Below are 12,790 nucleotides of genomic sequence, written 5' to 3' on the forward strand. Positions count from 1 at the left end.
AGGGCGAAGGGGGAGTTCTATGCGGCGGTGCCGAAGTCGGACTTCCTGGGGGCGGCCTTGGCGATAGCGCGCTCGGTGATGCCCGCCGAGGCGCGGGCGGAGGCGGCGGACAGCTCGTCGGCTCCGGGCTCGAGATACCAGGGGCGCAGGTCGAGCATCGCGGCGCGCATGCCGGTGGCGAACGCGAGCGCGGTGCCCTTGGGCAGGGCCCGGATGGCGTCGGCGGCCAGGATCCGCTCCTGCCGCATCGACACCGAGGTGCTCTTGCCGGACTCTGAGTGCGAGGTGGAGGTGGTCTCGACGTCGTGGTCGCCGATCAGCCGGGAGAGCTTGTCGGCGAAATCCGGGTCATCGATCCCGGACCCGATCACCTTGATCGTGGAGGCGGACCACATAGCGTCCATGCCCGCGTCCGACCACACTTTCTGGCCCTGCCGGTAGGACTGCAGGATCGTGATCGGGATGATCCCGCGGCTGCCGAGGTGGGAGTACAGGTCCGGAAGGTCACTGATCTTGCACACGTTGGCGGCCTCATCCAGGATCGCGAGCATGGGCGGGTCCAGGCGCCCGCCGGCGCGTTCGGCCTGGGCGGTCGCGGCCCGCATGACGGAGTCCGCGCACGCGGCGATCAGGGCGCTGGCTCCGCCGCCGCCGTCCTTGGAGAGCAGGTACAAGGTGTCGGTCGAGGTGACGAACGACTCCGGCCGGAACTCCTCGACGTCCTTCTGCGGCGTCACCCACGCCGCGATCTCCGAGTTCAGCAGCGCGGCGGCGTACTGCCTCGCGGTCTCGTAGATGCCGTCCCTCGTTTCGGGCGGACCCTCCACGGTGCCCTTGAGCTGGGAGGCGACTGCGGTGAACTGGTGGTCGCGCAGGATGTCGAGCGGGGTGCGGTCGGCGGGGAAGGCCAGCCACTGCATCACGTCAGTGATCGGCCGCTCGTCCAGGGCGGCGGCCAGGAACAGCTGGGAGAGGATGTTGGATCCGGCCTTGGACCAGAAGTCGCCCTGCTGGGAGGCGTCCACGCTCGCGGCGAGGAAGTGGCCGGCCAGCCTGCCGGCCCCGTCGAGGGTCGTGGCGGTCGCGAGGGGGTTCCACCACATCTCGCGCTGGGCGTGGGCGATCTGCTGGGGGTCCATCGACCAGGTCTGGCCGACCGCTGCACGCGCGTCGATCGTGGCGGTATAGGCATCGCCGGCCGCTTTGTTGGAGGTGAGCAGGACCGGGCCGGGCGCGTTGAGGATGGAGGGGATCGCCAGGGAGGTGGTCTTGCCGGAGCGTGGCGCCATGATCGCCACGGCGACGTCCTCGTACCCCATGCGCACCTCGTACTTGGTGCCCTGGAGATTGCCGAGGAGGACGCCGGTGTCGCGGGCGTCGATGTGCTTGGCGTCTTTCAGGCTCGGGCGCAGCGAGCGGGCTTTGGCGGTGATGGCCTTGGCCATCAGCGGCTCGATGTCCGTGTGCTTGGCCATGCCGTCGATGCGCTTCTTGCGCCCGCCACTGGTGCCCTTGTGCCGCTTGTAGAGCATGGCGGCGGTGATAGCGAGGGCGAGCAGGACGGCGCCGGGCAGGACGCGGGTGCCGAAGAGGAGGGACGTTTCTCCCAGGTCGGGCCAGAGCTGTTCGGGGTGCAGGAGGGCTTGAACGGGCTGGTAGGGGGCGCCGGGCCCGGAGTCGGTGGCCCAGGCGGTGATCTGTCCGCCGAGCCAGGCGAGGTTGGACAGGGGAACACCGACGGCGAGCGCCCCAAGAAGGACCTTGAAGACGATGTCGGTCGCGTCGGTGGACTTGGCGGAGGAGGGCTGGGGCAAGAGGGCGGTTCCAGAAGGGGAGTTGGTTGCTGGCTGGTCAGCGGGGCCGGCGCGGCTTGGGCACGTGCGGCGAGGCGGGCGCAGCGGCCGGCGGCGGGGTGCGCCGCTGTGCGAGGGCGGTGGTGCGGCGTTCCAGCGCGAAGGCGAAGGTCTCGGCGCTGATCTGTCCGGGGCTGGTGCGACCGTGGGTGGCGGCCAGGTGGGGCACGCGGTGCGGTTCCCGGACCAGGGGCGTCTTGTCGGCCAGCGCGCCGAAGAGCGCCGAGACCAGGTGGGGCGGGGTGTCGCCGTCCACGTACGCGCGCCAGATGGAGGGGAGGTGGTGGACGGAGGTCTCGACGATCCAGCTGGCGGTGCGGCCGTCTTCGTGGAGGGTGCGGTCGACGCGGGCCAGGCCGTCCGGTGCGGTCATGCCCTGGGGGGAGGTGTGACCGTCGTGGTGGCGGGGAGCGTGCCAGCCTGCCGCGCGCAGCGTCTCGTACGGGTCGCCCGATGCCATCGGCCGTGGGCTGGGGGCGGTGAGGGCGTCGGTGACCGCGGCGATGATCTCGACCGGCGTGTGGGCGTCGAAGGTCATCGACCAGGCCCGCCGGTCACCGTGGTGTGCGTGGCGCAGGGTCCACCACGGCTCGGCCGGGTCCGGGTCGGGGGCGATGCGCAGCTGGGCGAGCTGGTCGGGGCTGGTCAGGATGACCCGGGGCACCAGGGGGTCCTCGGCGGTGCTCCAGTGGCATGCGCGGTGGAGCGGGACGGTGACCCAGGCCGGGTCGCCGGGGCCGGCGAGGTAGCAGGGCGCGACCAGGACCACGTCGATGTCGTACGGCACGCCGGTCACCTCCGGGCCGCCGAAGACGGCGCCGCGGCGGGAGCCGCAGGGCGTACGTGCGTCGTGGCCGAGGTCAGGGCCGGTGGGCGGAGCGGGTGGTTCTGGGCGGCGGCCTGGATTTCGAGGAGAGCCTTGCCGTGGGTGGACCAGTCGTCGAGGTAGGACCAGGCTTCCTCGTTGCGCTCGGCGAGCGCGTCGTCGTACGCGAAGCTGCCCAGACGGGCGGTCGGGGGCAGCGCGTCACGGGCTTTGAACCATTGCTGCTGCAGCGTGGCGAGCTGCTTGAGGGCGTCATCGAGGACGCCCAGCTGCCAGGGCCAACGGGACTGGAGGTGCGCAGGGTTGAGCTGCTGCACCTGGACCTCGGCGGTGGCCAGCAGGTCCTTGGCGAAGGAGCGGACGCGGTTGAAGGACCGCCAGGTGTCCGCGTCGCGTTTGACGGCATGACGGCTGTGCTCGTCGTCGTCGAGGGGCCAGCCGTCGAGGTCACTGTGCTCCTCTCGCCAGGCGTCGAAGTCGGCGAGGATCTGCTCGCTCTCGCGCAGGAAGGCGGCGAGCTGGTGCAGGCGCTCGCGGTGGATCTCATCGGGGGCGGGGGCAGTTGGGGACAAGAACGCTCTCACAGGGATGAAGGAACAGGGGCGGGCGGTGAGCCGGGCGGGAGCGCCGCCCGGCTCGTTCAGCGGGCCCGGCCGGCGGCGGGAGCGGCCGGTGCGGCCGTGGTGAGCGCGGCCGTGCGGCGGGCCTTGCGCGCGGCGGCACGCACCGCCTTGAGCCGCACCTCGTGCGAAGCGGCGAGCTGCTCGCCCTGCGGGCCGCGCTGCTCCTGGGTGACCAGGTGGGAGTGCGGCACGTCGTACATGCCGCGCTGCACGGGCTCGGCGTCGGCCAGGGCCCCGGTGAATGCGGCGATCAGGTGGGGAGGCATCTGCTCGTCGAGGTAGGCGTGCCAGATGCGGCGAAAGCCACCGCCGCCGTTGGGCACGGCGGCCTGAGCCCGCCAGTGGAAGGTCTCCCCCGGCTCGACCGACCACCGCTCCAGGCTGAGGATGCCGTCGGGGTGGCGGGCGATCTCATTGCCGTGTTCGTCGCGCTCGTAGGACCAGCCCGCCGCGGTCAGCGGCGACCAGACCGGCGGCGTCTGCTCCGGGGCGGGCTGGAGCAGCGCGTCGGTGAGGTGGGCGAGGATCTCCACGGGGGTGTGCGCGCCGAACTCGGTGTACCAGCGCCGACCGTCTTCTTCCTGGCCACGGATACGCCACCATGCCCCGTAGGGCTCGGGGTCGGGCTCCAGCACCACGCTGTGTCGGTAGTCGGGGCTGACCAGCAGGACGTGGGGGAAGTCAGGGTCGGAGCGGTTCACCCAGCCCGCTGCCCGCAGTGCCTGGGTGATGTGCCGGGGATCACCGCGCCCGGCCAGATAGCGGGGCTGGGTCTCGAACCAGATGGTGCCGTGCGGGGAGTTGGCGCGGGTGTGGAGGTAGGGGTCGGTCATCGCCCCGGAGTGCCGGACTGCGCACGCAGCCGCTGTACGTCCCAGTGCAAAACGTGCCAGTCGGTGGCCTCCTGGGCGGCCTCTCGGAAGGCTTCCATGGCCAGGCGGGTTTCGTCGCTGACGGGGAGCGCGGACTGCTGGCCGAGGAGGTGCTCGGTGCAGCGCAGGATGCTGCCGAGCACGATCGGGACGCCGCGGTCCTCGTTGAGCAGCCGGGCCAGCAGCGGCAGCACGTCGTCGAGCGGGGGATGCTCACGGAGGTAGGCCGCGAGGTCTGCGAGGGTGTCGACGGCCTGACGGATCCGCATGCCGCTAGGGGCCTGGGGCGTGTCGTGGGATGCGGAGCTCTGGGCGGCCGGGGCCGGGCGGTGGCCCCGGGGGGTGCGGGTGACGTGCGGGGCGAAGGTGCGGAACTGCGCATCGAGGTCGTTGACCTGGTTCAGCAGGTTCCTCAAGGTGTCGAACGCATCGTCGCTCTCGCCCTGCAGCTCGGAGGCGTAGCGGTCCTGGAGGACGAAGTCGTTGCAGATGTCGCCGACCGCTTCGAAGATCTGCGTGAGGCGGCGGAGGACTCCGTCGTGGCGGTCGACGATCGGGGCCAGGACCTCGGCGATGTCTGCGGGGCATTCGGCCCGGTCGATCTGCTGGCTCAGGCGGAGCAGCCCGGTGGTGATGGCTTCAACATCGCTGGGAAGGAGTTCGGCGTGCTGGGGCAAGGGTGATGGGCTTTCGTTCGGGAATGGGCGGGGATGTTCAGCGGCGGGCCCGGCCGCCTGCCTGGGCGTACGGGCCGGCGGCGGGGGCCTGGCGTCGGGGCCGGGTGGTGGCCCAGGAGTTGCGGGCCCAGGTGGCGGCGCGGGCGGCTCGGATGCGGGCCTGCTGCCAGGCGGACAGCTCCTCGGGCCGCACCGACACGGAGGTGGTGCGGATGTGGGTGGAGGGCGGCACATGCCCGCGCGGGCGCATGACCTGCTGCGGGTCGGCCAGCGCGGTGCTGAACGCCTGGACGAGGTGCATCGGCGTGGAGGCGGTGAAGGAGGCGTCCCAGACCCGGCCGTGCTCGTTGCGGGCCCCGGCCCACCACAGCGCCTCGCCGGGCTTGGACTGGTGGAACTGCATCCAGGCGCCGCCGTCGGGGCTCATGGCGGTGACGTGCTGTCCCTGCTCGGTCTTCCAGCGCTGTTCCTGCAGGGGAGCCCACACGTTGGGCGCGTGCGCGGAGCGGGGGCGGGTGAGCGCGTCGGTGAACCCGGCGACGATCTCCACGGGCACCTGGCGGGTGAAGGTCGCGTGCCACGCTTCCTGGCCGGGAGCGGCCTTCCCGGAGATCGTCCAGCCGCCGGGCTGGACGTGCGGGTCGTATCCGATGCGGACCGCCTTGTCCGGGCTGTCGAAGACCAGCGGCCCGCCGGTCCTGGACTTGTCATTCCAGCCGGAGGCGCGCAGGAACTCGCTGACGTAGCGGATGTCGCCACCGCCGGCGAGGTAGCGAGGCTCGACCAGGTAGTGCTGCTCGGCTTGCTGGGCGCCGGGGCCCCAGCCGGTCCACTGCTGCTGTTTCACCGGCTCCTCCTGACGACCATGGCGGAGGCGACAGGGGTGGGCGGCAGGGTGCTTGCCGTGGTGGGCGGTGTCCCGAGCTGTTTGATGGCGTCGGCGTGCTCGTCAAGATCCATGCCGACGCTGTGGAGTTCGTTGGCGGCCCGGCCCATCGCGAGCCACACCACGGGCGGGAGCATCCCTCGGTGGGCCTGGCTCTGGGCGAACCGGGAGCCAGTCTCCACCAGGTGCGTCACCCCGGTCAGGAGCCCGTTTTCGATGTCGAGGACCTCGCTGAGGATCTCGGACGCCTGGCGCGGGGTGGCCTCGGTGAGGCACTCGTTCAGGGCCCTCAAGCGAAAGGCGATGTCCTTGGCGAGGTCTGCGGCGAAGTTGAACTGGTCGGTCATGGGCTTCCTGGGGGCGAGGGCGAGGAGTGGTCAGCCGAGGCGACGGGCTTCGCTGAGGGTGGCTTCGGGGCGGGCGCCGGCCAGAGGGATGGGGCGCTCCGCGCTGCCGACGGCGACGGCGCGCAGGTAGTGGCGGAACAGGGCTGCGGCCAGGCGCGGCTTTCGCGCGGCGGTGATGGGTGGGGGCGTGCGGTCGAGTGCGGGGATGTGCGGTCTCTCTCGGGTGGCGGGGCCGGCCTCTGTGCAGGGGCCGGCCGAACAGGATGGTCAGGGGGAGCGACGGGAGGGTGGCCTCTGGCGGAGGGCGGTGTCGCAGGGGCTGGGGCTGGTGGCGACGGTCGCTTTGCGGTGCGGGCGGATGGGTAGGCGGTGCCGCCGAAGTACGTCGACGTCGCACTCGTCGGCGAGCGTCAGGGATGGGGGCTCCGGGGCGTTGTGGTTCACCGTCGGGCGGAGTTGGCGCGCCCGGGGGCCTTGGGCGTGGGCCGGGCGCCGGCCGGAGGTGTGGCGGTGGGGTGGCGGTGGTTGCGGATGTCGGCGACTGCTTCCTGGTAGGCGGTGGGGTCGAAGAGGTCGTCGGGGATGTTGACCACGTATCCGGCCAGGAGCAGGGAGGGGATGGCCCGGGTGGCGGCCTGCTTCCGCTCGTCCTCGCTGAGGTGGCCGGGGACTTCGTGCCAGACGTAGGCGGGGCCGGCCGTCACCGTGGTCTTGCGTTCCAGGCCGAGGGCGTCGAGCAGGGCCAGGAGCTGCTCGGGCGCACCGGTGGGGGTCTCGGCGTAGATCGTGTTGGTCAGGGGCTTGCGGTAGATCTCGACATCGCTGCCGTAGTCGTCGGCTCTGTTGCCCACGGGCGGGGCTTCTCCCTTCTGATGGGGCTATCGCCGCCGGGCAGGCGACTTGGACGTGGCCGTGACGGGGGCGGTCTCCAGGGCGGGCTTGGCCTGCGGGAGGCGCACGCTGACGCCGATGCCGAGCCGGTCCAGCTGCGCTGCCGCGCGCTGGATTGCCTGGGCCTGTGCGGCGGTGTCCTTGCCGGACAGCACGAACGCGTCCTGGTCCGGGTCGTAGACGCACCCGTTGTCGGCGAGGATCTGGGCGGCATCCGCCCGCTCGGGCTTGGTGACGTGGAAGTCCCGGCCAGCCAGCGTGATCACCACAAGCTCCGGGGGCGCGGCCGGGGTGAGACGGGCAGCATGGTCGTGGACCTGGGCGAGGGCCTTGTCGTAGCGGGGCAGCAGGTCGGTGGTGATGTCCGCGGCGGCCTGGGCCGGGTCGTCGGGGACGGCGATGCCGTCGGGCTCGCGTACGGCGCGGAAGGCTTCCGCGGGGATATCGGCTGGAGCGACGGCGCCGACGAGGAACTCCTCGCCGCTGCGGGGGCGCGCGATGACGTACAGGCGGGCGCCGTCGTCGCGGGTGAGGACGGCGTCCTGGTCCAGGACGTGCTCGGCAATCGCGTGCGCGAGAAGGTTCATGTCCCAGACGTGTTCGGCGCGGGCGAACTGGTCGGGGTACTGCGTATGCGTCTGGTGCTCGCTGGTCCAGTTGCCGGGGAGTTCGTCGGCGAGGGCGATGGCGAAGGACGCGAGATCGGGGGCGGTGTCGTGGTCGTGCATGGATTCCTCGGGGATGGGGGTCAGCGCCGCCGTCCGGCGGGGGCCGGGAGTGCGGGCGGCGGGCTGGGCGTGGTGGTGGTCCGGGGCGGGGGCGGGCAGCCGCAGACGGCGGAGGCTTCGCGCTCGTGGGGGCCGACTTCGGAGCTGCACACGCTGCGCTGCGGGTGTGGCTCGTGCCGGTCGGCGAGGTCGGCGCGCACACCGGCGAGGTCGGCGCGGATGACGTTCAAGCGTTCTTCGGCGAGGTAGCGCAGCCGCCCGGCGGTGGCGATGTCGGCCGCTCCGCCAAGGCCCAGATGGAAGTCGGTCGTTGCCGCAAGGACGTCGTCGAGGGCGGCCAGGACACCGTCATGGGCGGCGGTGAGTTCGGTCAGCGCGTCCGCGACCTCCTCGGTGGTGGTCGCCTGCCGGATGCGTTCGGCCTGATGAGCGACCAAGGCACCGAGCGGGAGGTAGTGCGCCTCGCGCAGTTCGGTCTCGAACGCCGTGTCGCAGTCGACGTCGTACCGGACGGCGCGCAACCGGGCCACGGCCCGGGTGGCGAGACGTTCCTCCTCGGCCTCGTCGAGGCCGGTGGGCAGCCGGTGGTAGTGCTCGTGTACGCGGACGACGGGTACGAAGCCGGTGCGCTCAAGGATGCTGTGCGCTTCCGGGTCGCCGCCGCGGGCGAGGACTTCGCCGGAGTGCACGTCGCGTTGCAGGGTCAGGTAGCGGTCGGCTAGGGCCAAGGACAGTGCTTTCTCCGGGGTGGTCAGCGGGAGCGGCGCGCGGGCGCCGAGTGAGGTGCCGGCGGTGTGACGGAGACCAGGGCGGCGCGCTGGCCTGCTCCGGGGAGATCCACGGCGGTGGCTTCCAGGTCCTGCTGGATGCCGTGCAGACGCCGGGCGATCCACTCCAGCCGGCGGGCCGCGTCGGGCCCGTAGGCGTGGGGCAGCTCCCCCAGCCGGTGGGCGAACTGCTCGACCAGGCCGCGCACCGAGGCGATCGGCCCGTTGGTCTCGTCGGCGAGCTGGCACATCAGCGTGGCGAGTTGCGCAGCCACCGCGGGCGGGGACTGATCCGCCACCGTCCGTGGCAGCGCCGGGCGTTGGGCCGGGAGATGAGCGGTCAGCGGGCGCCCCCCGTGGGGCTGGGCGGGCATCAGGCCCAGATCGGCCTCGATACGTCGGCACTCTTCCATGAGCGTCCGGGCCAGCGGGGAGGGCTGCCGAGCCCAGGCGCCGTCGCCGCGGATGAGGTTGGCGACCACGTCGAGTCGGCCGGGGCGGGCCTGCACCGCGACCCAGCGGCAGGCATGTTCATCCCCGGCGGGTGCGAGGCCGGCGACGCGGGTCAGCCGCTGGGCGATCTCCGCCCATTCCGGCGGGCGCAGGTCCCGGTCGGTAGGGTGCAGCCGGACCGCCATATGGAAGATCTCGGGATCGTTGATGTTCGGCCCGGCAGCGTAGGGGTGGAGATCGCGCGGCCTGAGGAGGTACTCCTCCCAGTCGGCGAACATCCACTCCTTGGGCCCGCCCTCGGCGACGCTGGAGTCCAGGGGCGCGCTGGCCACCACGAGATCACCCAGCACGTCCTGTTCGACGACCGGACGGTCCAGCGCCGCGGACAGCGGAATGGAGGGGAAGAACTCCGCCTCGTGGATGTACGGGATCACCGGCCGCCCCGGGCATCCGCGATGTGCACGACCTGGTTCAGCGCCGTGGTGGAGTACCACCCGCAGTCGATCACGGTGCCCGCGTCGGCGAACTTCGGGATCAGGTAGTCCTCCAGGGCGCGCAGGTAGATCAGACAGTCGGGGCAGCGCCGCGAGAGATGGACCAGGTAGCGGGGGTGGGCGGTGACGAAGGTCTGCTGCCCGCCGTTGGGGTCGCGCAGGCGCCAGCCGTCCTCTTCGGTGGGCGTGTGCCAGGACGGGGTCACCACCGTCATGGCATCGCCCCACAGCTCCCCGCCGGCCACGCCCTTGAGGATGACGACCTGGTCGCCGGGCCGAAAGTGGCCATGGGTCATGTCCCGCTTGGGCGTGAGGATGTCGGCGGGAACGTAGGGAGGGCGAACAGCTTGGGGCACGAGGGAGTCCTTCCACGAACGGCACGGGCGGCGGTGGAAGGACAATGGTCCGGACGATCCCCGGTTTTGCTAACCGGGGATCGTCGGGTATAAGGCATCCCTCGCCTGCCCCGAAGAGTTCACCGGAGCCTTAGCGGAACGGGTTCTCCGTGCCGCGATCGGCCTCGGTGGCGGCGTCGAGAAGCTCGGGAAGATCAGTGCCCTCAGCGTCACGCTGGTCGATCCACCACCCGGCGCGGGTGATCGTGCGGATCTTCTCTTCGAGGGCGGCCCAGTCCGCCTCGTCCCAGGTGCCTTCGGTGACCAACGAGGTGTAGGCCGCGGTGACCAGGCTGTGGCGGGAGCGTTCGCCCCACTCCAGAGCCTTTTCGGGGCCTTCGAGTACGGGCATGTCGAACTGGGCGGCCCAGTCGGCAGCCGCCTGCTGTTCGGCGGCGCGGCGGGCAGCGAGCCATTCCTCCGTGCTCGCGCTGTCGCCTTCGCGGGCGGCCTTCCAGCAGTCGGTGCACTCCTTGGAAGCGAGCCAGCGGGCGAAGGCGGCCCGCTTGTCGGCGGGGCGGTCGGACAGATTGCGGGTCACGGTGTGCCCACAGGTGTGGACAACTTCATAGGACGTTCGGACAGCCATGGGTGAATCTCCTTGCGAGTAGCGGGTGTTCAGCGGGCGGCGTGAGCCGGTGTGCGGCGGTGCCGGCCCCGGCGGCGGGCGGTGGAACCGGGGACGGCGAGGTCGCGATGGGCGGCGAGCAGCACGATCAGGGTGAGTACGGCGCCGGCGGCGGGCAGGGCCGCACCGAGGTGGGGGTGCTCGGCGAGCGTTCCGGCCAGGGCAGTCCCTGCGGCCTGGCCGGTGCCGACGGCGGCGATCAGCCAGGCGTACGCCTCGGTGGTGGTGCCGGCCGGGGCGAGGGCGTCCACGGTGAGGAACGCGGAGGTGATCACAGCGGTGAGCAGCAGCCCCGGCACTGCCGTCAGCGCGACCGCGGAGGCAGGGCCGGCGACCGCCATCAGGGGCAGCCATCCGGCGGCGAACAGCGCTGCTGCCGCGATGAGTTGCCTGGCGAGGGTGCCGGGCCAGGCACACCGCCCGTACAGGAACCCGCCGACGAGACTGCCGGTGGACAGCGCGGCGGGGACCAGCCCGGACAGCAGGTCCAACCCGAGGTCGTCGGCGAGCGAGACTGCCCACACGTTCATCGCTCCCAGGGCAGCGCCCACGCCGCTCACCGCGACGAACAGCCACCGCAGCCCCGGGTGGGCGAGGGGGCCGAGCGCCCCGGTGCGGTGGGCCGCGGGGGCGGGGCGCCAGCGGCGCGACGGCGCGGCGCTCAGCACCACGGCGGCACCGAGCAGCCCGAGCGCGGCGCTCACCACCAGCGCGGTGCGCGGGGTGGTCGTCGTGGACAGCACGGCGACCAGCGGGGGCCCGGTGACGTAGATCAGCCCCTGGGCGCCGGTGTCGAGCGCGAGCGCGGCCCGGCGCTGCGCCTCGTCGGGCAGGACCACGGGCCACAGAGCCCGCAGTCCTGCCTCCAGCGGCGGGGTGCTCAGCCCGGCGAGCGCGACGAGCCCGGCCGCGGTGCCGGGACGGGCGGCGGCCTCCACCACCGACAGGGCGAGCAGGCAGACCGTGGTGAGCAGGACCGCGGTGGCGGTCACCAGGCTCTGCCCGCGCCGGTCGACCATGCGGCCCAACACCGGCTGCCCGACGGCCGAGGTCAGTCCGTACAGCGCGCACAGCAGCCCGCCCGTCTTCAGTGATCCGCCCTGGTGGGTAACGAGGAGGAGGATCGCGACCGGTGCCATGCCGTTGGGAAGGCGGCCGATCAGCGTGCCGAACAGCAGGCGGGCGACGTGGCGTTGCGCGAGCAGCGGGCCGGAGCCGGTAGTGGAGGTCAACGCGTGCTTTCTGAGGTGAGGCACCCCGGCGCGGGGGTGCTAGCGGCGGCGGGCAGCGCCGGGGGTGTGAGGCGCGGCCGGTCCGGCGGGCGGTGCAGGTGCCGGAGGTGCGGGAAGGACGTGGAACACGGGGCGCGGCGTGCGGTGAGGTGGCAGAACGCCGGCCCCGAGGCCCTCGGCGGCGGACTCGATTTCCTCTCTCAGCGCGCCCAGCTGCCTCGCGAGGACGGACAGGCGGGCAGCGGAGCGCTGCCCCTGCTTCGTCTCCAGCGCGTCCGTGAACGCCGCCGCCCGGTCGAGGAGTTCGACCAGGCGGGGCAGCGGACCGCGGGAGAAGCCGGAGTCGTCCACGGCGTCGAGCAGCGCCATGTAGACGTCCTCGGTGTGCCGTGCCTCGTCGACCTGCCGGACCAGCCTGGCGACCGGTGCCTCCGCTGATGGAGCCTGGGGCGCGAAGGGCGCGACGTCCGGGGTGAGGACGCCTGCGGGGACCGGGGGTGGGGACGCGTCGACTGCCTTGGCCACGGTGTCGTAGTGGCCGAGGACCCGCATCTGCTCGCTGCCGAGTTCACCCGCCAGCACCACCACGGTCTGCTCGCCGTACTCGACGAGGTGGGCCAGGGTGATCAGCTCGGTGTCGGCGCTGTACCAGACGTCGTCAACATCCAAGTCGCCGCGCCGCCAGCCCGCTTGCGCCCGGTGCGTCCAGAGCTGCTGTTCCTCGCGTGTCAGCGGCGGGCTGGTGGGGCGGTGCTGTCCAGCGAGGTCGCTGATGATGAACGAGCGCTCGGCCCAGGCCAGGACATAGGGCCACAGCTGGAGGTGACGGACTCGGGAGGCATCGGGCTCGGGCTGGCCGGTGGGCGTGGACCGGATGCGGTGGATCTGGCCTGTGGCGTGAGCCATGTCGTCGATCAGCTCGCGCCAGGCGGCATGGTGTCGAGCCGGCGGCATGGCGTCGACGGCGCTGCGCGCCGCGGTCAGCAGCGTGTTCGCGTGCGGCGCCACATGGTGCTCGAACGCCTCGGCGCCTTCTCGACGCCGGCCCTGCGCAATGACTGCTGCGGCCTGTGAGGCATCTGCGGCCACTGCTTGGGACCAGGAGCGCTCGTAGCGCG

General features: G+C 72.3%; 15 protein-coding genes. All 15 read right to left on the reverse strand.

All coding sequences use genetic code 11. The features are described 5' to 3' along the window. Window positions 1-17 precede the first annotated feature (17 nt). On the reverse strand, window positions 18-1,814 hold the full coding sequence (locus IEZ17_RS09510; protein WP_189298493.1) for a type IV secretory system conjugative DNA transfer family protein: 1,797 nt from the start codon (window positions 1,812-1,814) through the stop codon (window positions 18-20). Between the two features lie 37 nt (window positions 1,815-1,851). After that, entirely contained in the window at window positions 1,852-2,640 is a 789-nt protein-coding gene (locus IEZ17_RS09515; protein WP_189298495.1) for an SPDY domain-containing protein, read from the reverse strand. 5 nt (window positions 2,641-2,645) lie between these two features. Next, window positions 2,646-3,263: a hypothetical protein gene (locus tag IEZ17_RS09520; protein ID WP_189298497.1), complete on the reverse strand. Its 618-nt coding sequence runs from the start codon at window positions 3,261-3,263 to the stop codon at window positions 2,646-2,648. A 56-nt stretch (window positions 3,264-3,319) separates the two neighbouring features. Further along, window positions 3,320-4,135 carry an SPDY domain-containing protein gene (locus IEZ17_RS09525; RefSeq protein WP_189298499.1) on the reverse strand — a complete coding sequence of 272 codons (816 nt, stop codon included), beginning with the start codon at window positions 4,133-4,135 and terminating at the stop codon, window positions 3,320-3,322. Next, window positions 4,132-4,851, reverse strand: a complete 720-nt coding sequence (locus tag IEZ17_RS42185; protein WP_229852105.1) for a hypothetical protein — start codon at window positions 4,849-4,851, stop codon at window positions 4,132-4,134. Before IEZ17_RS42185 ends, IEZ17_RS09525 begins: the two co-directional genes overlap by 4 nt. 37 nt (window positions 4,852-4,888) lie before the next feature. After that, window positions 4,889-5,698, reverse strand: a complete 810-nt coding sequence (locus tag IEZ17_RS09535; protein WP_189298501.1) for an SPDY domain-containing protein — start codon at window positions 5,696-5,698, stop codon at window positions 4,889-4,891. Then, window positions 5,695-6,084 carry a hypothetical protein gene (locus tag IEZ17_RS09540; protein ID WP_189298503.1) on the reverse strand — a complete coding sequence of 130 codons (390 nt, stop codon included), beginning with the start codon at window positions 6,082-6,084 and terminating at the stop codon, window positions 5,695-5,697. The genes IEZ17_RS09535 and IEZ17_RS09540 overlap by 4 nt, the downstream gene beginning before the upstream one ends. A 440-nt stretch (window positions 6,085-6,524) precedes the next feature. Beyond that, window positions 6,525-6,935: a hypothetical protein gene (locus tag IEZ17_RS09545; protein ID WP_189298505.1), complete on the reverse strand. Its 411-nt coding sequence runs from the start codon at window positions 6,933-6,935 to the stop codon at window positions 6,525-6,527. A 27-nt stretch (window positions 6,936-6,962) separates the two neighbouring features. Continuing rightward, window positions 6,963-7,703, reverse strand: a complete 741-nt coding sequence (locus IEZ17_RS09550) for a hypothetical protein (protein ID WP_189298506.1) — start codon at window positions 7,701-7,703, stop codon at window positions 6,963-6,965. A gap of 20 nt (window positions 7,704-7,723) precedes the next feature. Beyond that, complete coding sequence (locus IEZ17_RS09555) at window positions 7,724-8,431, reverse strand: hypothetical protein (RefSeq protein ID WP_189298508.1); 708 nt, start codon at window positions 8,429-8,431, stop codon at window positions 7,724-7,726. Window positions 8,432-8,454: 23 nt separating this feature from the next. Next, the gene (locus tag IEZ17_RS09560; protein ID WP_189298510.1) at window positions 8,455-9,357 is read right to left on the reverse strand and encodes a relaxase/mobilization nuclease; all 903 of its coding nucleotides are present in this window, start codon (window positions 9,355-9,357) and stop codon (window positions 8,455-8,457) included. Further along, window positions 9,354-9,713, reverse strand: a complete 360-nt coding sequence (locus IEZ17_RS09565; RefSeq protein WP_229852130.1) for a hypothetical protein — start codon at window positions 9,711-9,713, stop codon at window positions 9,354-9,356. Before IEZ17_RS09565 ends, IEZ17_RS09560 begins: the two co-directional genes overlap by 4 nt. A gap of 190 nt (window positions 9,714-9,903) precedes the next feature. Then, window positions 9,904-10,401: a hypothetical protein gene (locus tag IEZ17_RS09570; RefSeq protein ID WP_189298514.1), complete on the reverse strand. Its 498-nt coding sequence runs from the start codon at window positions 10,399-10,401 to the stop codon at window positions 9,904-9,906. Between the two features lie 29 nt (window positions 10,402-10,430). Next, window positions 10,431-11,672, reverse strand: coding sequence for an MFS transporter (locus IEZ17_RS09575; protein ID WP_189298516.1), 1,242 nt, complete (start codon window positions 11,670-11,672; stop codon window positions 10,431-10,433). 39 nt (window positions 11,673-11,711) lie between these two features. Then, the gene (locus tag IEZ17_RS09580; protein WP_189298518.1) at window positions 11,712-12,761 is read right to left on the reverse strand and encodes a hypothetical protein; all 1,050 of its coding nucleotides are present in this window, start codon (window positions 12,759-12,761) and stop codon (window positions 11,712-11,714) included. Window positions 12,762-12,790: the final 29 nt, after the last annotated feature.

The sequence above is a fragment of the Streptomyces albospinus genome (assembly GCF_014648695.1).
GTDB lineage: Bacteria > Actinomycetota > Actinomycetes > Streptomycetales > Streptomycetaceae > Streptomyces > Streptomyces albospinus.